We start from the raw sequence: 23,503 nt of genomic DNA on the forward strand, positions 1-23,503 counted from the left end.
GCCATGATCGCGTGCACCCGATCAGTTTGTTCAGCAAGAGCAGGAAAACATGTCCGCCAAATTCGATATTTCTTTCGCCAGTTCCGTTTCGCTCGATGGCGCTCTCGCCATTTTGTTGCAGGTATCGGGCGGCGATTGGCAGCCCGCCGGTACAGCCGACGCTGACCCCGAAGCGATCGTTGCAAAGGCGGCCAAGATCTCCGGTTTCTCCGGCAAGTCCATGACGACGCTTGATGTCATCGCGCCGCACGGTTCCAGTGCCGACCGCCTGCTGGCCATTGGCCTTGGCAAGCCTTCGAAGCTTACGGCCCACGATTGGCTGCGTGTCGGCGGTACGGCAGCCGCAGGCTTCAAGAAGGCAGAAAAGGTTGTCGTTTTCCTTGATGCCCCGGGCGTCGAGGTCACCGGGCAGGCGGCAGCCGATTTCGCCCTCGGCCTCCTGCTGCGTGCTTACACCTTCGATGCCTACAAGACGAAGAAGAAGTCCGAAGACGAAAAGACACCAAAGAAGGTGGAAGTCGTGATTGTCACGGCTGCCCGCGAGGAAGCGGAAAAGGCATTTGAGGTGTCGCAGGCGATTGCAGGCGGCGTTGTTCTGGCCCGCGATCTCGTCAATCTGCCGCCGAACGTGCTTGGTCCAGTGGAATTCGCAGAAAAGGCCGAAGAGCTGCAGAAGCTTGGTGTCGAGGTTGAAATCCTGGGCGAAAAGGAACTGAAGAAGCTCGGCATGAATGCACTTCTTGGAGTGGCACAGGGCTCTGCCCGTCCGCCGCGGCTTGCCGTCATGCAGTGGAACGGTGGTTCCAAGAAGGACTCGCCGATCGCCTTCGTCGGTAAGGGCGTTGTGTTCGACACCGGCGGCATTTCGCTGAAGCCCGGCCTTAACATGGAAGACATGAAGGGCGACATGGGTGGCGCGGCTGCCGTGACCGGCCTCATGCATGCGCTTGCCGCCCGTAAAGCCAAGGCGAATGTCGTGGGTGTGATTGGTCTTGTGGAAAACATGCCGGATGGCAATGCCCAGCGTCCGGGCGATATCGTCACCTCTATGTCCGGCCAGACCATCGAGATCATCAACACCGATGCGGAAGGCCGTCTCGTTCTGGCCGATGCGCTCTGGTACACGAAGGATCGTTTCGATCCGAAGTTCATGATCAATCTGGCAACGCTCACCGGTGCGATCACCGTGGCGCTTGGCAATCTGCAGGCGGGATTGTTCTCGAATGACGACGAACTCGCCGGCCGTCTGACACAGGCGGGCGAAGACACGGCTGAAAAGCTCTGGCGCATGCCGCTCGGCAAGGACTATGACAAGATCATCGATTCCAAGTTCGCGGACATGAAGAACAGCGCTGGCCGGCTTGCCGGTTCGGTGACCGCTGCCCAGTTCCTCAAGCGCTTTGTGGGTGACACGCCATGGGCGCACCTGGATATCGCAGGAACGGCGATGGGTTCGCCGCTGACCGAGATCAACCAGTCCTGGGGTTCCGGTTACGGCGTACGCCTTCTGAACGAACTCGTTCGCGCGCATTACGAAGACTGATAACGGGCAGCTCCTTCGGGAGTTGCGCATAAACTGAGGCGACAGACTGACCGATGACCGAAATTCTGTTCTATCACCTGACGGAATCGAAGCTGGAGGATGCCCTGCCGCCCTTGCTTGAAAAATCACTGGAACGCGGCTGGAAGGTCGCGGTCCAGACAACGGATGCTGAACGGCGCGATTTTCTCGATTCCCATTTGTGGACGTATCGGGATGACAGCTTTCTGGCGCACGCGACGGATGCAGCGGCCTCGCCGGAGAACCAGCCCGTTCTTCTGACCGCCTCGGATGCAAACGGCAACAGCGCCAGCGTCCGCTTCCTGATCGACGGCGCCGAACCGCCGCCGGTCGAGCCTTATGAACGCATCGTGTTCATGTTCGATGGCTATGACGCGTTCCAGCTTGAAACGGCGCGCAATCATTGGAAACGGCTGAAGGGAGAGGGGCACGCCCTGACCTACTGGCAGCAATCGCCGGAAGGGCGCTGGCAGAAAAAGGCCTGACCAAAGGCACCCGTCGCTGCACCAGCGAAAGGTTTTTCTCTAAGGGAAACCACGGGCAAAAAATCATATGTAGCACGCAGCGCCAGCTTCTGCATTATGGCCATGACATCGGTCCGGAAACCGGAATCGGATTTCGTTCGAAAGATGTTTTAAATCAGTTCGTTAGGGCGATTTTTTCTCAGTTTTGAAGAATAGGCGTCCTCAAGACATGGAAGTGACACGATTCCCTTGGAAGCCGGTGTCGGGGCAGCAGCGTCATTTCGCTGCAACATCCCGCCTGAGCGCTGGATGTGAGAAGACAGAAGGATAGAAATATGGACCAGATGATTTCATTACCGGATCGGGAAATGGAGCGTCTGATGGCTGTTCGTTCATTGATGTCATTCAAGAATGGTCCGTCGCCGGAGCTGGAGGCTCTCTCCGAGCTCGCGCGCGGCGTCTTTTCCGTTTCACGCGCCTCCGTTCACCTGATGGACGATGACTGGCTCTACATAGTGGAGCAGGCCGGCATGCAATTAGCCGAATGCCCGCGCGATGTCTCAATCTGCAATCGCGTTCTGGCCAAGCAGGATGTCGTGGTCATTCCCGATTTGACCGTCCATCCGGACTTCTGCGCGATGCCTTATGTCCAGGAAGGCCCGAAGTTGCGCGCTTATGCGGGCGCACCGATCGAGCTCGAGCCTGGGCTGATTGTCGGTGCGTTCTGCGTCGTCGACACAGTGCCACGGCTGTTCTCCATGGCTGAGATCGACAATCTGCAGCGTTTTGCCGTTCTCGCGACAGCCGTGTTGCGGCTTCAGAAGGCGAATTTCACAATGAGCCTTGCCGAACGCGAGCTCCGCAACGCCGCCATGACCGATCCATTGACAGGATTTTATAATCGCAAGGCACTCGACGTGCTGGTCGATCTGCAGCTTGGACTAGCCCTGCACGAAAACGAAACGTTCGGTGCGCTTTATATGGATATGGATGGCTTCAAGATCATCAACGATACCTTTGGCCATTCGGCTGGCGACTGCGTTCTGGCGGCCGCCGCCAATCGTATCCGCGCCGTAACCCGCAATGAAGATATCGTCGTGCGCATGGGTGGCGATGAGTTCGCCATTTTCGTTCCCCGTCCCGATGGTCCGGAGACGATGAGCCTGCTGGCGGATCGCCTGTTGTGCGCTTTCCGCGAGCCCTTCGATATCGATGGCCGTCAGGTTGTTTCGCGGCTGAGTATTGGCGGGGCAATTGCGCCGCAGGCCGGTGCCGACCGGGCAACGCTTCTGTCGAATGTCGATGAAGCGCTTTATCAGGCTAAAAAAGCCGGGCGCGACCGGTATGTCAGCCGCGCCCTTTGATCAGTCTCAGTCGTAGAACGAATCCACGAACTTGTGGCGACCGAGCAGAAAGGCATCGGCCACGTGGGTCAGCGGCGCCAGATCGACGTCCGATTTGCCCGCCTTGATGATTTCGGCGAAGCGTTCGTAAAGGGCAGGGTACTCACGTTCCGGTTCGGAAAGCTTCATGTCGCCATTGATCGACAGCTTAGCACCGCCTTCGGAAAGCACCATCTGACCGTCTGCCGTCTCGGCAATGATGTCCCAGCTCTGCTTGCCAGTCTGACGCCAGTCGAACTCGGCGTGAACCGGCATCTTCGTCACATCGGAAAAATGCAGGTCTGCGGCGATGGGCGCATCACGGTTTTCCGGGAATTCCAGCGTAGCTTTGGTGATGAACAGGGCGCGCGGCAGGATGTGGGTGATGATAGAGAGGGCGTTGATGCCGGGATCGAAGACGCCGAGACCGCCTGCCTGCCAGATCCATTCCTGGTTCGGATGCCAGTGGCGCACATCTTCCTTCCAGATGACATGAACGCTCTCGATCTTCGTCGAGGCCAGAAAAGCCTTGGCAGCTTCAACGGCGGGTGCGTAACGCGAATGCCAGCTTGCAAACAGCGAGAGACCCTTACTGTCGGCGAGGCGAACAAGATCCTGCACCTCCGAAAGCGTCGCGCCCGGCGGCTTTTCAAGGAAGACGTGCTTGCCGGCGTTCAAAGCCGTGTAAGCGGCTTCATAACGGTACTGCGGCGGCATACAGAGCGAGACCGCGTCGATCTGCGGAACAGCCTCGAGCATGGCTTCGATATTGTTGTAGGAAGCGATACCGTCGACGGTGCCGTGGCGGCTGGCCGTGGCGATCAGTTCGAAATCGGGATTGCCTGCAATGGCGGGAAGATGCTGGTCGCGAACGATCTTGCCGACGCCGACGATGGCGAGTTTGGTGGCTGACATGCGTAGTACCCGTGTCTGTGTTTAACTCGAAAAATAACATTTTTGAAGTGTTGTAGCAGAAAGCAATGGCCGGGCAAGATATGGCCATCGCTTCTTTTCGGGTTGATTTTATTAGAGTGCTGCGACCAGCATCGGCCATTTCTGCGGTGCCTTGTAGCGCAAATGTACGACTTTATAGCCTTCCGCCTTCAATTGCGTCAGCAATGCCGGCAGCATGGCGGCGGTGCGCTTGTGAATGTCATGCATCAGAATGATGCCGCTGCCGCGATGACGCAAGGCCTCAATGGTGCGTGACGCCACCACGGCGGGTGCATCCTTGAAATAGTCCTTGGAGTCGATCTGCACATCCATCACCACTGTACCGCGCGAGGCAAGCGAATGGCGAAGCCGCGATGTATCGGCAAGGTAAGGGAAGCGGAAGAAAGGAACGTCTGTTTCGGTGGCGTCGGCAACGGCCTTGGCGCCCTTCGATATTTCGTTCAGTGCCCGGTCGAAGGAGAGGTGCGCGAGGTTGGGGTGGCTGTAGGTATGGCTGCCGATGCTGTGCCCGTCGGACACGACCTTGCGGGCAAGCTCCGGGTGGGCCTTTGCCATTTCACCGACCATCAGGAAGGTTGCCTTCACACCGAATTCGTCAAGCGTCGCCAGAATATTCTCGGTCTTGCCGGGCACCGGGCCATCGTCGAAACTGAGAACGACTTCCTTGTTCGCCAGGCTGATGTCGGAAATCGACGAGACCTCGATGTCACGGCCGGCAAGAGCGCTGGGATGTCTCGGCCGCACCCAGGCAGCGGGAGAGAGCGGGACGGGATCGCTTGCATCGGCATGACCCGCCGGATTGGCGGGCATCGTGGCGGCGAACGCCGTTTTCAGAGAGCCATCTCCCTGCGGTTTGCCTGCGCAGCCTGAAAGGATGGCAGCCACGATGACGGCAACGGAAACGACGCGAATGGACATGGAAAAACTCGGCTCAAAAGCAGCAAATCAACTGCTCCCGAATTTCTCCGATTATGGTTAATGAGGCGTTACCGCTGGTTGTCGATCCTTGCCGTCACACCGCCATGGCTTCTTCGTACTCGCCGGAGAGCATCAGCCATTGTTCTTCGGCATCGGCCAGCTTGCTTGCGGCTTCGCCACGTTCCTTGACCTTTTGGGCAGCTTTGGCAGGCGCCTTTTCGTAAAGGGCAGGGTCGGCCAGCTCCTTGTCGAGTGACTGAATCAGTTTCTCAAGCTTTGCCGTCAGGGATTCGATTTCATTGATCTTTTTCTTGAGCGGAGCGAGTTGCGCACGCTTTTCGGCGTTCGCCTTGCGTTGGTCGGCCTTCGAGGCCTGATCACTCGCAATGTCTGGCTTGTCGTCCTTCTTCTTGCCGGAGGATACGACGATATCGCGATATTCCTCCATGTCGCCTTCAAAGGTCTTCACGGTGCCATCCGCCACCAGCCACAGCCGGTCGACGGTCGCTTCGATCAGGTGACGGTCGTGCGAGATCAGGATGACGGCACCGTTATAATCGTTCAGCGCTTCGATCAGTGCCCGGCGGCTGTCGATATCAAGGTGGTTGGTCGGTTCGTCGAGAATGAGCAGATGCGGCGCATGGAAAGCCGCAAGTCCCATCAGCAGGCGGGCTTTTTCGCCACCTGAGAGGTCTTTCGCGGCCGTGGCCATCTTTTCCGTCGTCAGGCCCATCTGGGCCACACGGGCGCGAACCTGCGCTTCAGCGGCCTGCGGCATCAACTTGCGCACATGTTCGACCGGCGTTTCGTTCGGAACGAGATCGTCGAGCTGATGCTGGGCAAAGAAACCGATTTTCAGACCAGATGCGACACGCAGATCGCCCGCCTGCGGCGCAAGGCGACCGGAGATGAACTTGGCAAACGTCGACTTGCCGTTGCCGTTCGAACCGAGCAGCGCGATGCGGTCGTCATTGTCGATACGCAGGTTCAACTGCTTGAGAATGGACTTGCCCGGCTCGTAGCCGACAGCGCCGCCATTGATGGCTACGATCGGGGAAGCCGGCTGCTTTTCCGGCTCCGGAAAGGTGATCGGCTGCACGTGATCTTCGATCACCGCCGCGACCGTTCCCATGCGCTCCAGTGCCTTCACGCGGCTTTGTGCCTGCTTGGCCTTGGATGCCTTGGCCTTGAAACGATCGATGAAGCTCTGCAGATGTTTGCGCGCCGCATCGTTCTTGGCCTTGGCCTTCATCTGCAATTCGTCAGCTTCAGCCTTCTGACGCTCGAACTGGTCGTACCCGCCGCGATAGAAGGTCAGCTTCTTCTGATCGAGGTGAACGATCGAGTTGACCGCGTTGTTCAGGAGATCGCGGTCGTGGCTGATGATGATGACAGTGTGCGGGTAGCGGCGGATGTAATCCTCCAGCCACAGCGTCCCTTCAAGGTCGAGATAGTTGGTCGGTTCGTCGAGAAGCAAAAGGTCAGGCTCGGCAAACAGTACGGAGGCGAGCGCGACGCGCATGCGCCAGCCGCCGGAAAACGACGAGGCCGGGCGAAGCTGGGCTTCCTGGTTGAAACCGAGACCGGCGAGAATGCTGGAGGCGCGCGCTTCCGCAGAATGGGCGTCAATATCGACAAGGCGCATCTGGATTTCAGCGATGCGATGCGGATCGGTCGCCGTTTCGGCTTCGGCCAGCAGCGCGGCGCGCTCCTTGTCGGCTGACAGCACGATCGAAATCAGCGACTCCTCGGTTCCCGGCGCTTCCTGGGCGACCTGGCCGATCCGGGCCTGTTTGGGAATGGTGACCGATCCGTTTTCCGCCGCGAGGTCACCGGTGATGACGCGAAACAGCGTGGATTTGCCGGCGCCGTTACGGCCGACAAGGCCCGCTTTCACACCGGCAGGCAGCGTGACACTGGCGTTGTCGAGAAGCAGGCGTCCTGCGATACGGGCGGAAAGATCGGTAATCGTAATCATGCCGCCGTTTTGTCTGAACTCTGCGCCCGATGCAAGAGCGTCGAAAGGTGGTTGGCGGTTCAGCCGCCGAGTTGCAGAAGATAGCTGTTGCGACTGCGCTGTGCGACGTCCCTGGAGTAGCCGACGACGCAGTTGCGCGCGCTGCTTCTGGCGGCAAGAAGCGCCAGTTCTGCGTGGCTGTAGAATTCGGCCGGAGTTGCCGCGCCGTCCAGTGCCGCAACACCGACTGAAATCGTCAGATGGTCACCATCGCCGTCTCTGGTGGCAAAGCGAAGATCCTCGACGCTGCGGCGCAGACGCTCCGCAATGCTTTGTGCGGTGTTTTGCGCCACACCCATGAAGATGAAGGCGAATTCGTTGCCGCCGATACGCGCGACGAAGTCATCCTTCTTGATTGTCTTGCGAAATAGCGCTGCCAGTCGCCGCAACGCCTTGTTGCCGGCGGCCGGACCGTACTTCGCATTGATTTCGCGGAAGTGGTCGATGTTGACCAGCAGCATGGAGGCTGCAGAAGGCGCATCGCCTTCCTCATACATTGCGGTCAGCTTTTCGAGAAAGGCTGCACGGTTCGGCAGCGTCGTCAGCGTATCGCGCAAGGAGACAGCCTGAATATGTGTGCTGTTTTTTTCGGTGGCGCGAATTTTCTCCAAGCCGTGAGCAAGGAAGTTTTTCAGGCTCGTTTGCTCATCGTGAATATCGCGAACCAGTCGCGACACATGTTCGGGTTCTACGGTCTGCATCGAGGACAGAAAAACCTCGGTGCGATGCAGGCCGGCATCCAGCCGCGCCGCTATCTGCTCGAGCGTTTCTGCTGCGTCGTTGGTGGCTTTGCTCGCCGCGATACGGGAAAAACCCGCCAGACCATGTCGCTGGCCGACAATATCAAGCTCGTGCTGCTGTGGCGCGTTGCCAAGTGCAAGCACCTCACGACCCATGGCCGGGTTATGGCCTGCCAATATCTCGAAGATCAGTTCGTAATTGCGTGGCAGGGGAGCAATGTTCATCTTCGCGATGAACTGCGTGATCTTGGTAACGATCAGGCTGTTCTTCGCGTTCTCACGATGTCTGTCGCCGTTCGGAATAGTCACGTGCAGCCCCAACACTGTTGTTACGATGCGCAAACCGGAAATCACGGTTGCGGGATGATAATGTTTTATCGGGTTGGTTGCTTAAAATACCATAAAGCACTGAGAAGCATGCGTTTTATGCTTACCAAAATATTGTCCGGTATGGTCTGTGTTGCGAAACGTCACATCCATTTCTGATGGGTGCCATGACATTTCCTGATTTGATTTCGCCGCGGCGCCGTTCTTATATCGTTGTCCGCATGGTCCTATTGAAAGGTGCTGTTGTATGTCGACGTCCAGAACGCTGTATTCCCTGTGTGGAAGCGATGCTTCCCGTCCTTTTTCGCCCCATTGCTGGAAGACAGTTCTTTCGCTGGCGCATAAGGGCCTGGACTTCGAAGAACGCCCCTTGCCGTTCACGGCAATTCCGAGCGCCGAGGGTGGTTTTTCCAAAACCGTGCCGATCCTCAGGGACGGCGACCAGCTCATAAGCGACAGCTTCGAAATCGCCCTTTATCTGGACGAGGTCTATCCGGAGCGGCCGTCGCTCTTCAATGGTGAGGGTGGCAAGGCAATGGCACGCTTCGTGGAAAGCTGGTCGCAGACCCAGCTCCATCCGGCCATCGTGCGCATCGCCGTTCTCGATATTCACGATATGCTGGATGAACCGGATCGCCTTTATTTCCGTGAAAGCCGCACCAAAGCGCTCGGCCGTTCACTGGAAGCGGCGGTGGCCAACCGCGAGGCTGAAATTGCCGCCTTTCCGACGTTGTTGGCGCCGATCCGCCGCATGCTGGGCTTCCAGCCTTTCATCGGTGGCATGACACCGCTGTTTGCGGATTATATCGTTTTCGGGGCGTTGCAGTGGGCGCGCATCACCACGGGAGCGGACCTGTTTACCGAAAACGACCCGGTTCGTGGCTGGTTCGAGAGCTGCCTCGATCTCTATGATGCGAAGGGTCGCAGTGTGACAGCGGCGTGAAATGTCTGGCTTCCCAATTGCAAAGTGGTCTATCCCCCTTGTTTTCGGGCCTTTGGGCGGGTAAACACCGCCCACTTTCTCTGAAGGAAAAGGAAACGGACACATGGCGATTGAACGCACATTTTCGATGATCAAGCCGGACGCAACCAAGCGTAACCTGACTGGCGCGATCACCAAGGTATTTGAAGACAACGGCCTGCGCGTCATCGCGTCCAAGCGCGTTTGGATGAGCAAGCGCGAAGCAGAAGGCTTCTACGCTGTTCACAAGGAACGTCCTTTCTTCGGCGAACTCGTTGAAGGCATGACCTCTGGCCCGACCATCGTTCAGGTTCTGGAAGGCGAAAACGCAATCCTCAAGAACCGCGAAATCATGGGCGCGACGAACCCGGCACAGGCTGCTGAAGGCACCATCCGCAAGACCTTCGCACTGTCCATCGGCGAAAACTCCGTTCACGGTTCCGACGCTCCGGAAACCGCTGTTCAGGAAATCGCTTACTGGTTCGCCGAAACCGAAATCGTCGGCTGATTCAGTTTATCAGGCACTTGAATCCATCCGTCAGGGATTGGGTTCAAGAGACTGAAATGACTCAAGGAAACGGAGCCGAAAGGCTCCGTTTTTTTTGGTCATGTCGCCGGGCAATCCTGCACCGGCCGCATATCGGTCGTGCCATCCTGCTTGAATACCTCAGGGTTGGGGGTATAGAGCGGTCCCACCACCAAGGGCTTCGCGGGCAGCAGGGACTGGTCGGTGTCAGAGGTGATGCTTGTCTCTATGGTTTGCATCACATGTCCATCCGGCGCTCTCAGCCGTATCTTCACCGCATAAGGACGTCCTTCCCGAATGCATTCCACCGGTGGGCTCTGCAGGACGATCTTCTGATTTTTCGGAAAAAGCGGCTCCTTGATGGAAAACGCATCGCCGCCGCGCGGATTTTCGAACTCGGCCTCGATGCTGCTACCATCCTTGATCGGGGCGGTTGGCTGAAGCGTCACCAGATAGGTCGCAGTAGCCACACGATAGTTAAAGACGAACATGCGGCCGGAAACCTTGGCAATTTCCCTTTGCTCTTCGCGCTGGCAGGCGGTGAGAGCGAGCGTGGCAAGAATGACAGCAACGACCGATCTCATGACGCCGTTTCCTTTTTTCGCCGATAATGCTTCGCCGCCTTCTGGCGATTGCCGCACACCGCCATGTCGCACCAGATGCGACTGCGGTTCTTGCTGCGGTCGATGAAAAGCCAGCCGCAATTTCCGCAGATTCTCAGGCGGTCCCGGTCCTGTCCGGCAATCAGCGTCAGCGCCGAATGTGCCGTGGCATTGGCGAGGCTTTCGGCCATTGGAAATGCCCGCAATGCCGATCCGCAGGCAAAGAGCAGATCAGCCAGCCTGCCGTCATCACCTTTTCCATCGATGATATATCCACGAAAATAGCGGTCGATCGTCTCTCTCAGTTCAAGCAGTGTGTCCCGGTTCGTTGGGGCAGGCGCCGTCAATGCCGGGAACCTGTCTCGCTCGGCACACAGTTTTATTGCTGCGTCCGCGAAAGTCTCGATCTGTTCAGGCACCGCAAAGCGATCAACCGACTTTTCGGCATCGAAACGAAGGATGACGCTGTTGGCAACGTCCAGTGCCAACGCGCCGCCAGCAAAACGGTGTGAAGTCCAGCAGAAGGTCATGGCACAATTATAACTGTTAAAAATGCTTTTGATAGTTATAATCCTTCCAGGAGGGCGGCGATGGCGTATTTCCTGCAACAGCTCTTGAACGCAGTGCCGGTCGCCGCGCTCTATGCGATGCTGGCCTTCGGGTACGCTGTTGCCTTTTCCATCACCAAGCGTGCCGATGTCACCTACGGCGCGATTTTCGCATTTGCCGGTCAGACATGCCTGCTGTTTGCCGATTTTGGTTGGAACCAGCTTTGGCTGATCCTGCCTGCCACCCTTGCACTTGGGGCAGGCATGGGCCTGTTTGGCGGCCTGTGGGCCGCGGCCGTCATGGGAAGGACGGTCATGCGACCGTTGGTAAAAGCGTCGCCCAACGCCGTGACGGTTGCGTCGGTCGGTGCGCTGATTGCTTTGACTGAAAGCGCCAGACTGGCCGCCGACACGCGGCAACTGTGGCTTCCGCCGCTGCTGTCTCAGCCTGTGGCGTTCTGGCAGGATGGGAATTTTGCCGTCACGCTCATACCGATGCAGATGGTAAACACCGCCATCTTCGGTCTCGTCGTTTTGCTTGGCGCGCTATATCTGACACGATCATCCCTGGGGCGCCGTTGGAAGGCGGTATCTGACGATCCGCTTGCCGCTTCCTTGTGCGGTGTCGATGCAGGCCGGGTGTTTCTCATGTCCTATTGCGCGGCGGGGTTGGTCGCCTCCATTGGCGGCGTGCTGGCAACCTTTTATTACGGCACCATGGATTTCGGTGCGGGTTTGGTCTTCGGGTTGAAGATCGTGCTGATTTCGGCTGCAGGAGGATATACCAGCCCGCTTGTCTGCGCGCTTGGTGCGGCGGCCATCGGCGTCATCGAAACGCTCTGGTCGGGCTACGGCCCGGTGATGTGGCGGGACGCTGCGGTACTGGTCATGCTGGTTTTCTGGCTTGTCATCATGCGCAGCGCCCGTGAGGCGCCGTGACACCTAGCGCCACTTGTCCTTTGCCTTGTCGTCGGCTGTCTTGGACTCGATCCAGTCCCCAGCCTTGCCGTCCTTGCCATGTTCCTTTTTCCAGAACGGGGCAGAGGTTTTCAGATAGTCCATGACGAAGTTGGCGCCATCGAAAGCGGCCTGGCGGTGCGAGGAGGCGGCAATGACCAGAACGATGTTGTCGCCAGCGGCAATCTTGCCGTGGCGGTGGATCGCGGTCAGGCCGAGAAGGTTGAAGCGTTCGATGGCAAGCGTGGCAATGCGGTTCATTTCCGCTTCCGCCATGCCGGGGTAATGTTCCAGTTCCAGCGCGGCCAGCGTACCGCCGTCATCCCGGCAAAGTCCGGAAAAAGCCACCACCGCGCCGATGCTTTTGTCGGCGGCCGTCAGCTTACGCGTTTCTTCGGCGGCGTCGAAATCATCAGCCTGCACGCGAATGGTCGGTGTGACGGCCTGTATCAAAGGTTCAGCCTCCCGTCATGGGCGGAAAGATGCCGATCTCGCGCGCTCCGACAATGCTTTCATCGTGCTCGACATGCTCCTGATTGACGGCAACGCGGATCACATCGGGAAACTCGAAGGCGGCTTCATAGTTTTCGCCAAGGGTCGTGAGGTAGGCGATCAGTTCGCCTGCCGTCTTAACAGAAACCGGAATGTCTATTTCTTCCTCGGCTGTGCCGATCTTCTCTCGAACCCAGGCGAAATAAACGATCCGGGTCATCAGTCTGCATCCACGATATGCTTGAGGCCGGCCTTGAAGTAGTCGTAGCCGGTGTAAATGGTCAGTGCCGCAGCAATCCACAGCAGCGTAATTCCCATCTCGGTGGTGTAGGGCAGAACCTGATCGCCAGCCGGACCTGCCAGCAGGAAGGCAATGGCAACCATCTGGATGGTGGTCTTCCACTTGGCGATGCGGGTAACGGGAACGCTGACCTTGAGTGCCGCCAGATATTCACGCAGGCCGGAAACCAGAATTTCGCGGCAGAGAATGGTGATTGCAGCCCACAGCGACCAGCCGGCAATGGTGCCGTCGGCAGCCATCAGCAGCAGAACGGAGGCGACCAGCAGCTTGTCGGCGATCGGGTCCAGCATGCGACCGATATTCGAGGTCTGGTTCCAGATACGCGCCAGATAACCGTCAAGAAAGTCCGTCAGCGAGGCAACGATGAACAGCCACAGCGCGGTCCAGCGCGCGAAGTCCGAACTCTCCAGCTTCCCCTCGATAAAGAAGCACAAAACAATGACCGGAACCGCGAGAATACGGCCATAGGTGAGGAGGTTGGGAATACTGTATGTGCGCGAAGCCATGGGAAACCTGTCGATCGAATATCTGGCCCTAGATGCCGCCCTGAACCAGCAGGGTCAACATCTGATTATGGTTTTTTAGCAGTTGGTCTTCACGGTAACGTCACTCGCTGCCGCTCTCGTGAAAATGATTGTAAATTTGTCGCGCTACGGTCTCGGAAATGCCTGCCACAGTCATCAAATCGTTGAGGCCTGCGCGGGACACAGCCTTTGCCGTGCCGAAGTGCTGAAGCAGCGCCCGCTTGCGTCCGGGGCCGATGCCGCTGATTTCATCCAGTGGGTTCTTGATCATTTCCTTCTTGCGCCGTGCCCGGTGTGAACCAATGGCAAAACGGTGCGCCTCGTCGCGCATGCGCTGGATGAAATAGAGCACGGGATCACGTGGCGGCAGAGAAAAATCGCTGCGGCTGTCGGCAAAAAACCGCTCGCGCCCGGCGTCGCGGTCGACACCCTTGGCGACGCCGATGGCGATCACGCTGTCGCGAATGTCCAGCTCGTCGAGAATGGCACGTACCGCCGTCATCTGGCCCTGACCGCCATCGATCAGGATCACATCGGGCCAGGCAGGGAAGGGGGCATCAGCCAGTTCTTCCTGGGTGGGTGCCTGCGTCCGGTCGGGTTTGCCTTCTTCCTTCAACAGTCTGGAAAACCGTCTCGTCATCACCTCGCGCATCATGCCGAAGTCGTCACCGGGCGTGATGTCGGTCGATTTGATGTTGAACTTGCGGTACTGGTTCTTCACGAAGCCTTCTGGCCCCGCGACAACCATGCCGCCGACGGCATTGGTGCCCATGATATGCGAGTTATCGTAAATCTCGATGCGGCGCGGCACATAGGGAAGGCCGAAGGTCTCGGCAAATCCCTTCAGCAGCCGTGTCTGGGAAGAGGTCTCTGCAAGCTTGCGACCGTGCGCCTCGCGCGCATTGGCAAGAACGTGGTCGGTGATGTCTTTCTTTTCCCCGCGCTGCGGCACGACGATCGTGACCTTGTGCCCGGCCTTTTCACCCAGCGCGGCGGCCAGCAATTCCTGCTCTTCCACCGTTTCAGACAGCAGGATTTGCCGCGGCACCGGCTTGTCATCGTAAAACTGCGCCAGGAAGGCGTTGAGAATTTCAGCGCTGGAAAGCGAAGGATCGGCTTTCGGGAAATAAGCGCGGTTGCCCCAGTTCTGGCCGGTGCGGAAGAAGAACACCTGAATGCAGGATATGCCGCCTTCATGATGGATCGCGAAGACATCCGCCTCTTCGATACCGGCCGGGTTGATGCCCTGATGGCTCTGCACATGACTGAGCGCTGCCAGACGATCGCGGTAAACGGCGGCACGTTCGAAATCGAGGTCTTCCGCAGCTTCGTTCATCTGCCGGGCAATTGCGGTCTTCACGCTCTGGCTCTTGCCGGAGAGGAAGTCCTTGGCCTCCTGTACCAGTTCGTCATACCCCGCATCGCTGATTTCATGCGTGCAGGGGCCGGAACAGCGCTTGATTTGATACAGAAGACAGGGGCGTGTTCGTGTTTCGAAAACGCTGTCGGTACAGGTTCGGATCAGGAAGGCGCGTTGCAGCGAGTTGATCGTGCGACCAACAGCACCGGCAGAGGCGAAGGGGCCGAAGTAGTCACCCTTTCGGGCACGTGCGCCACGGTGCTTGAAAATAGCAGGCGCACGGCTGTCGGCGGTGATGAGGATATAAGGAAACGACTTGTCGTCGCGCAGCAGCACGTTGAAACGTGGCCGCAGGCGCTTGATGAGATTGGCTTCCAGGAGCAGCGCTTCGGTTTCCGTCCGCGTCGTGACGAATTCCATGTGCACCGTCAGCCGCACCATCTGGCCGATGCGGTTGGAATGAACACGGCCCTGCGCATAGTTGCCGACACGCTTCTTCAGCGAGCGCGCCTTGCCAACATAAAGCACATCACCCGCTTCATTGAACATGCGGTAGACACCCGGCGCATTTGGCAGGTGTTTGACGAATTCGCCGATCAGGTCCATGCCGGTCAGGCCGGATTCGTTCTTCCAGCCTGCAGTCCAGTCGATGCCTTGCGAGGCGCCCGCCTCGGCCGCTTCCGGTGCGGTAAGACTGGTGTCATCGTCTTCATCGTCGGTTTCATCGAAGAGAACACCGCCATCCGGCAGCTTCTTTCCGTTCATTCAGGTATCTCCGCCACGTCAGGGGTTTCCCAGCTCAGATGCTGGCCGCCGTCGAGCGCGATCATTTGTCCGGTGATCGACGGCGTGTCAAAAAGAAAGCGAATCGTCCGCCCGAATTCCTCCGGTGCTGGACCTCTCTTTAATATAAGGCCGTCGATTTGTGCCTGAAAGTCCTCCGGCCGCTGTCTTTCGCTTTTGAAGGAAGGGCCGGGGCCAATTGCATTGACCCGCACGCGCGGTGCAAAGCTTTGCGCCATGGTCTGCGTCGCCATCCACAGCGCCGCCTTGGATAATGTGTAGGAGTAAAAGCGGGGATTTGGCGAGAGAACGCGCTGATCGACGATATTGACGATCAGGCCGGAATTTTCGGCAGGCAAGTGCCTGACCAGCTCGGAAGCCAGAATGGAGGGAGCGCGAACGTGAACGGCAAAATGCGCGTCGAAAGCCGCAGCATCCGGTTCGGCAGCGGAATCATGCCGGAAAACCGAGGCGTTGTTGACGAGAACACCAACAGGTCCGAGCGCCGCTTGGGCCTTCGTAACGAGCTCGGCCGTTTGTGACGATTGTGTCAGATCAGCTTGAAGTGCGACAGCCTTGCCACCGTTCTGCCTTATTTCGTTAGCGAATTCCTCCGCTTCGGCGATTGAGGTGTTGGCATGGACGGCAACGGCAAAACCCTGCGCCGCAAGGTCCGTGGCAATTGCACGTCCCAGCCGGCGTGCGGCCCCGGTTATCAAGACAGTCTTTGGTATATTCTCGCTCACATTCGACCTGCATTTGCTCATACCCGCCCTATGTGATGGATATAAATGCAAATCGCAAGATTTTCTTCAGGCGTTAAAGAAAAAGGTCGAATTTGAGTTTTGATATATTCAAAGTTTAATTGAAATATAATCAAGATTAAATTGGATATACTATAAATTAAATTTCTGTTATCCTTAATAAAACCTTTGTTGCAGTTAGGCAACGTCAAATTCTAGTCACGCCACTGCCCCAAACAATTCACATTTTGGCTCTTTGATTTCCTCATTCTCCTATCAAATTCAGTTTCCAGAGGGGCGATTAACCCGACGATTTATGCCGTGTCTGAAAAACGTATGTTTTGAGTGCAGCGCGGTCTTGAAAGGAGAATAGCATGCGTATTTTCGTAGCAACCCTGATGGCTTCGACCATGGCCGCAGCGGCCTTTTCTGCCGCTCATGCTGCGGACGCCGTAAATGAAGTGCCGCAGGCACCGGTCGCTTACGACCAGCCAGCACCGGTCAAGGATTGGTCCGGCGCTTACCTCGGTGGTACGGTCAACTACGATTGGGGCCGTTTCAGCTCCAGCAACGACGGTCGTGACGCCAAGGGCGCTGGCGGCGGTCTGTACGGTGGTTACAACTGGCAGAACGGCCAGATCGTTTACGGTGCGGAAGCTGACGTTAACCTCGGCGACGAGCGTGGCTCTGCCGGTACGGTTGCAGGCAACGCTGTTGAAGGCAAGCAGGGCGTAAACGGTTCGGTCCGTGCCCGCGTTGGTTACGACATGAACCCGTTCCTGGTTTACGGTACGGCTGGTCTCGCAGCATCTGACAACAAGGTCCGTGACGCGACCTCCAAGGACAGCGCAACCGCTCTCGGTTACACTGTTGGTGCAGGTGTAGAAGCCATGGTGACCGACAACATCACCGCTCGTCTGGAATACCGCTACAGCGATTACCAGAAGAAGGACTACAGCCTCGACTCTGGCGCCTTCTCGCGCGGTTATGACGACCACTCGGTCAAGGCCGGTATCGGCGTCAAGTTCTGATCCTTATCGGATCATCAATTGGAAAAGCCGGGGTTTACGCCCCGGCTTTTTTGTTTTCCGAATGTCGCATCAAGACCAGGACGTATCAGGCGGCAGCCTTGATCTCGTCATAGGCTTCAAAACGCTTGGCAAATTTTTCCGGCCATGCTGCCAGTTTCTTGCGGCCTTCGGCCCATTCGCCAGCAAAACGCAGGTCGAGATAGCTTATCATCGCGGCAAGGGCGAAATGGCCGCCATGCAGCTTCTTGCCTGTCTTCGGCAGGTTGGCATTGAGATAGTCTAGTCCGCGGACGACTTTTTTCCACTGCTTGTCGATCCACGGCTGGTGGACCTTTTCCTCCGGCCGAAAGCGGCGCTCGTAAACGATGGCAAGCAGACAATCCATGATGCCGTCGCACAGTGCTTCGAGAACTTCCGCATCCGTGCGTTTCTGATGTTTCTTGGGGTAAAGCTTTCCACCCGACAGACGGTCGAGATAATGCATGATGGCAATGCTGTCATAGACCGAACCACCGTCGTCGAGCAGCAGAACCGGAATTTTTCCGAGCGGATTGTTGTCCATCAGCGTCGCAGGTTCGGCGTTGGTGTCAACCCGGACAGCCGTGATATCTAGGCCGAGATGGCGCGCTGCCATCCGCGCTTTGGCGGAGTAGGGCGAGGCGGGCGAATAAAGCAGTTCCATGGTCTGATCCTGTTAAGGGTTAACGTATGGGAATGATTTCGGTGGTGCTGGCGCGGCAGCCCTTGCGGTCAAGTTCCGGGCAGTCGCGGAAACTCATGTCCTTGTTCAGGCATATGCGCACTTCTTCAAGGCGCTTGCCATCGCAACTGATCGAAATGCCGCGTTTGGACATGCCCGGATTGCTGTCGGTGAACGCGGTTTCGATGGCGTCTGCCGAGAGCGTTGTCGCTCGTGCGCCCGAAGAAATTGTTGCGGGCAACGTCACGGCCTCGAAGGCTGTCCGCGTGATTGCAAAATACTCTTTTTGCGAAAGGCCGGAGCAGGAGCCATGCTTGCGCCATTGATGGCCGATCAGGCCCATCGATGGCATGATGTCGAACATTGTCCGCCCGAGAGCATCCGGCACGCGCTCCGGCTCATTGCTCTTGCAGAATTCGGGATAACCGCTTTCGTTCTGTGGCCACAGGCCATGCACGACAAAGCCGAAGCGCTTGTCGCTGCCACATTGCTGGCGATTGCCGGAACCATCCGCACCGGCGCAGAATGCGGGCGACCAGGAGAGAGAAAGAACATAGAAATCAAAGCCGGTGCCGACCGGAACCGACGCTCTGGTGCCGCCGGAGGGCTGCCTGTTTTGTGTGCCGGCTGGTGCGCTCGCGCGCGTCTCGGCAGAAGGGGTGGGTGTAGCAGGCGTGCGGACAGGTTGGTCTTGCCGTGTCCACCACAAAGCCGCAAGCGATAACAGTCCAAGAGCGATGAAACCGGCATAACGTTTCATGGGTAGGCACGTTCTCCGGAAGGCTGGCGACCGCATGGCTTGGTAACGTCTAGGGTCTTACATCAACTTGTGAACGAGGCAAACCGACAATCGCTGATGAAAAGGTTGAAAGCCGTCGGCCATAAAGAATAAGGTCTGTCGAATCTCCCAAAAACGATGAATAAATCGGGGAAACTGGAGGAATTTGGCGGGCATGGCCGCATGAAGTTGAAGAAGTACATCTGGCCTGTCGTGGGCCTTGCAACGATCGGTTTTTCTGCGTGGTTGCTGTACCACGAATTGCGCGGTCTCTCGCTGGACGATTTGTGGGATAGTCTTACGGCCATCAGTGCCAAGGACTGGATATGCTCCGGTCTTTCGACACTGGTTGCTTACGCAGCACTTGCCGGTTATGATCGTATTGCTCTCCAGCACCTTGGACGCAAGGTGAACTGGCTGTTCATTACGTTGACGTCCTTCACCACCTATGCCCTGTCCCACAATGTCGGTGCGTCCGTGTTCTCCGGTGCCGTTGTCCGTTACCGGGCTTACACCTCAAAGGGGCTGACGGTCGGAGAGGTCGGCGTGCTTGTCGGGCTTTGCTCCTTCACCTTCGTCATCGGTACGATCATGCTGATCGGCCTCGTGCTTCTCTATGAGCCCGATATCACCGAACGCTTCACGGGCATCCTGCCGGTCGAGGCGTCGACCACGACCGGTGTTCTTCTCCTCCTCGTTGTCGGTCTTTATGTGCTTGGAAGCCTGCTCAAGCTGAAGCCACTCAAGATTGGCTCGTTCTTCTTGCCCTATCCCGCACCACGGCTGGTGGCGCAGCAACTGGTCATCGGGCCGATCGAATTGATCGGTGCGGCCGGCATCATCTATTTTGCACTGCCCGAGGCAGGTAATCCCGGCTTCATGATCATTCTCGGGATATTCCTGATTTCCTTTTCGGCGGCGCTGATTTCCCACGCACCGGGCGGACTGGGCGTACTGGAACTGGTGTTCGTGACCGGCTTGCCGGATATGAACCCGGCTGATGTCATCGCGGCGTTGCTGGTCTTCCGCCTGTTTTACCTCATCGTTCCCTTCGTGCTGGGACTGTTCGTCATCCTGTTCTTCGAACGATCGCAACTTGCCGCAGCACAGAGGGAAGAAGGGCTGAAATAGCCCTTATCTGTCGTCGGTTTTTTCCTCGCCGCGCAGCCAGAATGCGCGGTGCGAGGCGTAACGGTCCTGCGCCATGATGGTTTTGAGAACCGGCAGAAGCGTGTGCAACTCGTCCTTCAACGTGTAGGGCGGGTTGACGATGATCAGACCCGAACCGCTAAGACCATCGAGGCGATCGCTTCTGACCGACAGTTCGGCGCACAGCATTTTCGGAATGTCGAAGGATTGCAGGCGTTCGTGGAAATCCCTGATCGGCGCGCCTTTTTTCAGTGGGTACCACAGGCAATAGGTGCCGGTCGAAAAACGTCGATAGGCCTTGTTCAGCCCGTCGGCCAGGCGCTGATATTCGTTTTCGAGTTCGAATGGCGGATCGACCAGGATGAGGCCGCGCTTTTCCTTCGGCGGCAGATGCGCGCCAAGCGACAGCCAGCCGTCCAGCTCGGTGACGCGTGCCTGATAGTCCCCTTCGAAAAGACGCGAGAGCGCACGGCAATCGTCAGGATGCAGTTCCATCGCAGAAAGGCGGTCCTGCGGGCGAAACAGCATGCGTGCCAGCTTCGGTGAGCCGGGATAATACTGGATGCCGCCTTCCGGGTTCAGTTCCTTCACGGCGGTGAGGTAGGGCTCCAGAAGGTCTGCGACAGCCGGCGGCAGATCAGCCTCCATCAGCTTGCCGATGCCGGTCTGCCATTCGCCGGTTTTTTGCGCCTCTTCGCTCGAAAGGTCATAGAGGCCAATGCCCGCATGCGTGTCGAGCACGCGGAACGCCTTGTCCTTGTTTTGCAGGTAGCGCACCAGCCGCGCCAGCACGGCGTGCTTGAGGACATCCGCGAAATTGCCGGCGTGGTAGATATGGCGGTAGTTCATGGAGGTATCTCGCTTGCCGATGATCAGGATGAATATTCTTGATGAGCGTCACTTCGGTCTTTTGGCCGCTCCGTTGTTGCAATATACAAAAGATATGAACGTTGCGACCCCGATTTCCGCCAAAACTCAGGCAGATGCTACACGCGTCGGCCATACCGTCTGTCCCCATGACTGTCCGAGCGCCTGTGCGCTGGAGGTCGACATCAATGCCGATGGCCGAATTGGCCGGGTGCGCGGCGCCAATTCCAATACCTATACCGCAGGCGTGATCTGCGCCAAGGTGGCGCGCTATTCCGAGCGTATCTATCATCCCGGCCGTCTGATGACCCCGAAACGCCGCAAGGGCGCCAAGGGTGCGGGCGACTGGCAGGAGATTTCCTGGGAAGCAGCGCTGGATGAAGTCGCGGATGCCTTTATCAAGGCTGAAGCGAAACACGGTGCGGAAGCGGTCTGGCCTTATTTTTATGCCGGAACCATGGGGCAGGTGCAGCGCGATTCTATCGAGCGCCTGCGCCACGCCAAGAAGTATTCCGGCTTCTTTGGCACGATCTGCACCAACATGGCCTGGACCGGTTACGTCATGGGCACCGGAGCGTTGCGCGGCCCGGACCCGCGCGAAATGGCCAAGGCCGATGTGGTGGTGATCTGGGGCACCAATGCGGTCGCCACCCAGGTCAACGTCATGACCCATGCGGTAAAGGCGCGCAAGGAACGTGGCGCAAAGATCGTCGTGGTCGACATCTACGACAATCCAACCATGAAACAGGCGGATATGAAGCTTGTCGTCAGGCCGGGTACGGATGCCGCACTCGCCTGCGCCGTCATGCACATTGCCTTCCGCGACGGTTACGCCGACCGCGCCTATATGGCGAAGTTTGCCGACGATCCGGCCGGTCTCGAAGCGCACCTGAAAACGCGGACGCCGCAATGGGCTGCTGAAATCACCGGTCTTTCCGTTGACCAGATCGAGGATTTCGCACGCCTCGTCGGTGCGACCAAGAAGACCTTTTTCCGCCTCGGTTATGGTTTTGCCCGCCAGCGCAACGGCGCTATCGCCATGCACGCGGCGCTGTCCATCTCCACGGTCCTTGGTTCCTGGCAATATGAAGGCGGCGGCGCGTTCCACAACAATGGTGCGATCTTCCGTCTGAACAAGACGGAGCTGATGGGCACCGCCTATGCCGATCCCGAAGTTCGCCAGCTCGACCAGTCGCAGATCGGCCGCATTCTGACGGGCGACGCCGAAGCGCTGCGCCATCGTGGTCCGGTAACAGCGCTTCTCATCCAGAATACCAACCCGGTCAACGTCACGCCGGAGCAGCGGCTGGTGAAGCAGGGCTTCCTGCGCGATGATCTTTTCGTTGCCGTGCATGAGCAATTCATGACCGAGACAGCCGAGGTCGCCGACATCGTCCTGCCCGCCACCATGTTCCTCGAACATGACGATCTCTATCGTGCTGGTGGGCAGAACCACATTCTGCTCGGCCCGAAACTGGTCGACCCACCCGAAACCGTGCGTACCAATCTCTTCGTCATCGAGGAACTGGCAAAGCGTCTCGGCGTCGATCACATGCCGGGTTTTGGGCTGTCGGCACGCGAACATGTCGACCGTATCCTGCAGGCAAGCGGTTGGGGCACGTTCGACAACCTTGCCGAAGAAAAGTGGATCGATGCGCAGCCATCCTTTGAGGTCGCGCATTATCTCGAAGGCTTCGGCCATACGGACGGCAAATTCCGTTTCAGCCCGGATTGGGTGAATGGGCCGGCGCCGGACAAACCGCCGGCAAGTATCGGTGTCATGGGCCCTGTCGGAGAGTTTCCGAAGTTCCCGGATCAGGTCGATGTCATCGAAACCGCCGATGCAGATCATCCCTTCCGGCTGGCGACATCGCCCGCCCGCAACTTCCTGAACTCCACCTTCGCGGAAACCAAGACCTCCGTGCAGAAAGAAGGTCGTCCCGAACTGATGATCTGTCCCGAGGACGCGTCCCGCCTCGATATCGGCGAAGGCGATATCGTGCGGATCGGCAATGGCCGGGGTGAGGTTCGCCTCCACGCCAGGATCGTTGAGGGTGCGCGAGCGGGCGTGGTGATCGCCGAGGGGCTGTGGCCCAACAAGGCGCATCTGGACGGTGAGGGCATCAATGTCCTGACCGGTGCCGATGCCGTTGCTCCCTATGGCGGCGCGGCGTTCCACGACAACAAGGTTTGGCTGCGGAAAGACTGCTGAATGTCGAAATTCGAGACTGTGAAGATTGAAATCCTGAAGGACGAAACCCTTTCGGACAACTGGTATCACCTGCGCAACATCACCTATCGCTATACCGATTCCAGGGGCGAGACGAAGATCCACAAGCGCGAGGCTTATGATCGCGGTAATGGCGCGACGATCCTGCTTTACGATCCACGCCGCGATACGGTCGTGCTCGTGCGTCAGTTCCGTGTACCCACCTATGTAAATGGCTATCACGGCTGGCTTCTTGAAACGCCAGCCGGTCTTCTCGATGGTGAAAACCCTGCCGAAGCCATCCGTCGCGAAGTCATGGAGGAAACCGGATATCTGCTGAAGGATGTCCGCTTCCTTTTCAAATCCTTCATGTCGCCAGGATCGGTGACGGAGATTGTGCATTTCTTTGCCGCCGTCATCGACAGTTCCGATCAGGCCGAAGAAGGTGGCGGTGCGGCCCATGAGGGCGAGGATATCGAGGTCGTGGAAATTCCGCTAACCGATGCCATGAAAATGATAGAAAACGGCGATATCTGCGACGGAAAGACGATCATGCTGCTGCAATGGGCGGCCCTTAACCGCACCTCGCTCAGCGCCTGAAGATTTGAT

The 23,503-nt window shown here is 57.9% G+C and carries 24 protein-coding genes; 10 read left to right on the plus strand and 14 right to left on the minus strand.

What is annotated here, in order from left to right:
- Positions 1-49 precede the first annotated feature (49 nt).
- The 3 genes from FY156_03965 to FY156_03975 all read left to right on the plus strand — a co-directional run bounded on the left by FY156_03965 (position 50) and on the right by FY156_03975 (position 3,389).
- The gene (locus tag FY156_03965; GenBank protein ID UXS00706.1) at positions 50-1,543 is read left to right on the plus strand and encodes a leucyl aminopeptidase; all 1,494 of its coding nucleotides are present in this window, start codon (positions 50-52) and stop codon (positions 1,541-1,543) included.
- Positions 1,544-1,596: 53 nt separating this feature from the next.
- Complete coding sequence (locus tag FY156_03970; GenBank protein ID UXS00707.1) at positions 1,597-2,046, plus strand: DNA polymerase III subunit chi; 450 nt, start codon at positions 1,597-1,599, stop codon at positions 2,044-2,046.
- Positions 2,047-2,360: 314 nt separating this feature from the next.
- Positions 2,361-3,389, plus strand: coding sequence for a sensor domain-containing diguanylate cyclase (locus tag FY156_03975; protein UXS00708.1), 1,029 nt, complete (start codon positions 2,361-2,363; stop codon positions 3,387-3,389).
- A 6-nt stretch (positions 3,390-3,395) separates the two neighbouring features.
- Here the strand turns inward: FY156_03975 and FY156_03980 are convergent, their stop codons facing one another.
- The 4 genes from FY156_03980 to FY156_03995 all read right to left on the minus strand — a co-directional run bounded on the left by FY156_03980 (position 3,396) and on the right by FY156_03995 (position 8,345).
- Positions 3,396-4,322 (minus strand): Gfo/Idh/MocA family oxidoreductase, encoded by a 927-nt coding sequence (locus FY156_03980; GenBank protein ID UXS00709.1) that lies wholly within the window; start codon positions 4,320-4,322, stop codon positions 3,396-3,398.
- 111 nt (positions 4,323-4,433) lie between these two features.
- Complete coding sequence (locus FY156_03985; protein UXS00710.1) at positions 4,434-5,279, minus strand: polysaccharide deacetylase family protein; 846 nt, start codon at positions 5,277-5,279, stop codon at positions 4,434-4,436.
- Positions 5,280-5,373: 94 nt separating this feature from the next.
- Positions 5,374-7,257 carry an ABC-F family ATP-binding cassette domain-containing protein gene (locus FY156_03990; protein ID UXS00711.1) on the minus strand — a complete coding sequence of 628 codons (1,884 nt, stop codon included), beginning with the start codon at positions 7,255-7,257 and terminating at the stop codon, positions 5,374-5,376.
- 59 nt (positions 7,258-7,316) lie between these two features.
- Entirely contained in the window at positions 7,317-8,345 is a 1,029-nt protein-coding gene (locus FY156_03995) for a GGDEF domain-containing protein (protein ID UXS00712.1), read from the minus strand.
- Between the two features lie 265 nt (positions 8,346-8,610).
- Between FY156_03995 and FY156_04000 the strand changes: the two genes are divergently transcribed.
- A complete protein-coding gene (locus FY156_04000; GenBank protein UXS00713.1) occupies positions 8,611-9,306 on the plus strand; it encodes a glutathione S-transferase family protein in 696 nt (231 codons plus the stop codon).
- A 103-nt stretch (positions 9,307-9,409) separates the two neighbouring features.
- Positions 9,410-9,832: a nucleoside-diphosphate kinase gene (ndk, locus tag FY156_04005; protein UXS00714.1), complete on the plus strand. Its 423-nt coding sequence runs from the start codon at positions 9,410-9,412 to the stop codon at positions 9,830-9,832.
- 98 nt (positions 9,833-9,930) lie between these two features.
- On the opposite strand, the gene FY156_04010 is transcribed toward ndk, so the two are convergent.
- On the minus strand, positions 9,931-10,434 hold the full coding sequence (locus FY156_04010; protein UXS00715.1) for a hypothetical protein: 504 nt from the start codon (positions 10,432-10,434) through the stop codon (positions 9,931-9,933).
- Entirely contained in the window at positions 10,431-10,982 is a 552-nt protein-coding gene (locus FY156_04015; GenBank protein ID UXS00716.1) for a hypothetical protein, read from the minus strand. The genes FY156_04010 and FY156_04015 overlap by 4 nt, the downstream gene beginning before the upstream one ends.
- Before the next feature lie 60 nt (positions 10,983-11,042).
- On the opposite strand from FY156_04015, the gene FY156_04020 reads away from it, so the two are divergent.
- Positions 11,043-11,939, plus strand: coding sequence for a branched-chain amino acid ABC transporter permease (locus FY156_04020; protein UXS00717.1), 897 nt, complete (start codon positions 11,043-11,045; stop codon positions 11,937-11,939).
- A gap of 3 nt (positions 11,940-11,942) precedes the next feature.
- Here FY156_04020 and FY156_04025 read toward each other — a convergent pair whose 3' ends face one another.
- From FY156_04025 to FY156_04045, 5 genes are all read right to left on the minus strand, one after another.
- Positions 11,943-12,410, minus strand: a complete 468-nt coding sequence (locus FY156_04025) for a molybdenum cofactor biosynthesis protein MoaE (protein ID UXS00718.1) — start codon at positions 12,408-12,410, stop codon at positions 11,943-11,945.
- A 4-nt stretch (positions 12,411-12,414) separates the two neighbouring features.
- Positions 12,415-12,669 carry a molybdopterin converting factor subunit 1 gene (moaD, locus tag FY156_04030; GenBank protein UXS00719.1) on the minus strand — a complete coding sequence of 85 codons (255 nt, stop codon included), beginning with the start codon at positions 12,667-12,669 and terminating at the stop codon, positions 12,415-12,417.
- The gene (gene pgsA, locus FY156_04035; GenBank protein UXS00720.1) at positions 12,669-13,256 is read right to left on the minus strand and encodes a CDP-diacylglycerol--glycerol-3-phosphate 3-phosphatidyltransferase; all 588 of its coding nucleotides are present in this window, start codon (positions 13,254-13,256) and stop codon (positions 12,669-12,671) included. Before pgsA ends, moaD begins: the two co-directional genes overlap by 1 nt.
- Positions 13,257-13,356: 100 nt before the next feature.
- Positions 13,357-15,399 (minus strand): excinuclease ABC subunit UvrC, encoded by a 2,043-nt coding sequence (uvrC, locus tag FY156_04040; GenBank protein UXS00721.1) that lies wholly within the window; start codon positions 15,397-15,399, stop codon positions 13,357-13,359.
- Complete coding sequence (locus tag FY156_04045; protein ID UXS00722.1) at positions 15,396-16,184, minus strand: SDR family oxidoreductase; 789 nt, start codon at positions 16,182-16,184, stop codon at positions 15,396-15,398. Before FY156_04045 ends, uvrC begins: the two co-directional genes overlap by 4 nt.
- 350 nt (positions 16,185-16,534) lie before the next feature.
- Between FY156_04045 and FY156_04050 the strand changes: the two genes are divergently transcribed.
- Complete coding sequence (locus FY156_04050; protein UXS00723.1) at positions 16,535-17,191, plus strand: porin family protein; 657 nt, start codon at positions 16,535-16,537, stop codon at positions 17,189-17,191.
- 85 nt (positions 17,192-17,276) lie between these two features.
- On the opposite strand, the gene FY156_04055 is transcribed toward FY156_04050, so the two are convergent.
- Positions 17,277-17,873, minus strand: coding sequence for a glutathione S-transferase (locus FY156_04055; protein UXS00724.1), 597 nt, complete (start codon positions 17,871-17,873; stop codon positions 17,277-17,279).
- 19 nt (positions 17,874-17,892) lie between these two features.
- Entirely contained in the window at positions 17,893-18,651 is a 759-nt protein-coding gene (locus FY156_04060; GenBank protein ID UXS00725.1) for a ribonuclease, read from the minus strand.
- 201 nt (positions 18,652-18,852) lie between these two features.
- Between FY156_04060 and FY156_04065 the strand changes: the two genes are divergently transcribed.
- Positions 18,853-19,800 carry a UPF0104 family protein gene (locus tag FY156_04065; GenBank protein UXS00726.1) on the plus strand — a complete coding sequence of 316 codons (948 nt, stop codon included), beginning with the start codon at positions 18,853-18,855 and terminating at the stop codon, positions 19,798-19,800.
- Between the two features lie 3 nt (positions 19,801-19,803).
- Here the strand turns inward: FY156_04065 and rlmJ are convergent, their stop codons facing one another.
- Positions 19,804-20,667 (minus strand): 23S rRNA (adenine(2030)-N(6))-methyltransferase RlmJ, encoded by an 864-nt coding sequence (gene rlmJ / locus FY156_04070; protein UXS00727.1) that lies wholly within the window; start codon positions 20,665-20,667, stop codon positions 19,804-19,806.
- Between the two features lie 28 nt (positions 20,668-20,695).
- Between rlmJ and FY156_04075 the strand changes: the two genes are divergently transcribed.
- Together FY156_04075 and FY156_04080 are read left to right on the plus strand one after the other, a co-directional pair.
- Positions 20,696-22,897 carry a molybdopterin oxidoreductase family protein gene (locus FY156_04075; protein ID UXS03014.1) on the plus strand — a complete coding sequence of 734 codons (2,202 nt, stop codon included), beginning with the start codon at positions 20,696-20,698 and terminating at the stop codon, positions 22,895-22,897.
- The gene (locus tag FY156_04080) at positions 22,898-23,494 is read left to right on the plus strand and encodes an NUDIX domain-containing protein (GenBank protein UXS00728.1); all 597 of its coding nucleotides are present in this window, start codon (positions 22,898-22,900) and stop codon (positions 23,492-23,494) included.
- Positions 23,495-23,503: the final 9 nt, after the last annotated feature.

Origin of the sequence: Agrobacterium tumefaciens, assembly GCA_025559845.1 — a bacterium.
Lineage (GTDB): Bacteria > Pseudomonadota > Alphaproteobacteria > Rhizobiales > Rhizobiaceae > Agrobacterium.

Bases quoted from the DNA above. Each gene is read 5' to 3' on its own strand.
- FY156_03965 (UXS00706.1), top strand. From the start codon at position 50: ATGTCCGCCAAATTCGATATTTCTTTCGCCAGTTCCGTTTCGCTCGAT.
- FY156_03970 (UXS00707.1), top strand. From the start codon at position 1,597: ATGACCGAAATTCTGTTCTATCACCTGACGGAATCGAAGCTGGAGGAT.
- FY156_03975 (UXS00708.1), top strand. From the start codon at position 2,361: ATGGACCAGATGATTTCATTACCGGATCGGGAAATGGAGCGTCTGATG.
- FY156_03980 (UXS00709.1), bottom strand. From the start codon at position 4,322: ATGTCAGCCACCAAACTCGCCATCGTCGGCGTCGGCAAGATCGTTCGC.
- FY156_03985 (UXS00710.1), bottom strand. From the start codon at position 5,279: ATGTCCATTCGCGTCGTTTCCGTTGCCGTCATCGTGGCTGCCATCCTT.
- FY156_03990 (UXS00711.1), bottom strand. From the start codon at position 7,257: ATGATTACGATTACCGATCTTTCCGCCCGTATCGCAGGACGCCTGCTT.
- FY156_04000 (UXS00713.1), top strand. From the start codon at position 8,611: ATGTCGACGTCCAGAACGCTGTATTCCCTGTGTGGAAGCGATGCTTCC.
- ndk (UXS00714.1), top strand. From the start codon at position 9,410: ATGGCGATTGAACGCACATTTTCGATGATCAAGCCGGACGCAACCAAG.
- FY156_04010 (UXS00715.1), bottom strand. From the start codon at position 10,434: ATGAGATCGGTCGTTGCTGTCATTCTTGCCACGCTCGCTCTCACCGCC.
- FY156_04015 (UXS00716.1), bottom strand. From the start codon at position 10,982: ATGACCTTCTGCTGGACTTCACACCGTTTTGCTGGCGGCGCGTTGGCA.
- FY156_04020 (UXS00717.1), top strand. From the start codon at position 11,043: ATGGCGTATTTCCTGCAACAGCTCTTGAACGCAGTGCCGGTCGCCGCG.
- moaD (UXS00719.1), bottom strand. From the start codon at position 12,669: ATGACCCGGATCGTTTATTTCGCCTGGGTTCGAGAGAAGATCGGCACA.
- pgsA (UXS00720.1), bottom strand. From the start codon at position 13,256: ATGGCTTCGCGCACATACAGTATTCCCAACCTCCTCACCTATGGCCGT.
- uvrC (UXS00721.1), bottom strand. From the start codon at position 15,399: ATGAACGGAAAGAAGCTGCCGGATGGCGGTGTTCTCTTCGATGAAACC.
- FY156_04045 (UXS00722.1), bottom strand. From the start codon at position 16,184: ATGAGCAAATGCAGGTCGAATGTGAGCGAGAATATACCAAAGACTGTC.
- FY156_04050 (UXS00723.1), top strand. From the start codon at position 16,535: ATGCGTATTTTCGTAGCAACCCTGATGGCTTCGACCATGGCCGCAGCG.
- FY156_04055 (UXS00724.1), bottom strand. From the start codon at position 17,873: ATGGAACTGCTTTATTCGCCCGCCTCGCCCTACTCCGCCAAAGCGCGG.
- FY156_04060 (UXS00725.1), bottom strand. From the start codon at position 18,651: ATGAAACGTTATGCCGGTTTCATCGCTCTTGGACTGTTATCGCTTGCG.
- FY156_04065 (UXS00726.1), top strand. From the start codon at position 18,853: ATGAAGTTGAAGAAGTACATCTGGCCTGTCGTGGGCCTTGCAACGATC.
- rlmJ (UXS00727.1), bottom strand. From the start codon at position 20,667: ATGAACTACCGCCATATCTACCACGCCGGCAATTTCGCGGATGTCCTC.
- FY156_04075 (UXS03014.1), top strand. From the start codon at position 20,696: ATGAATATTCTTGATGAGCGTCACTTCGGTCTTTTGGCCGCTCCGTTG.
- FY156_04080 (UXS00728.1), top strand. From the start codon at position 22,898: ATGTCGAAATTCGAGACTGTGAAGATTGAAATCCTGAAGGACGAAACC.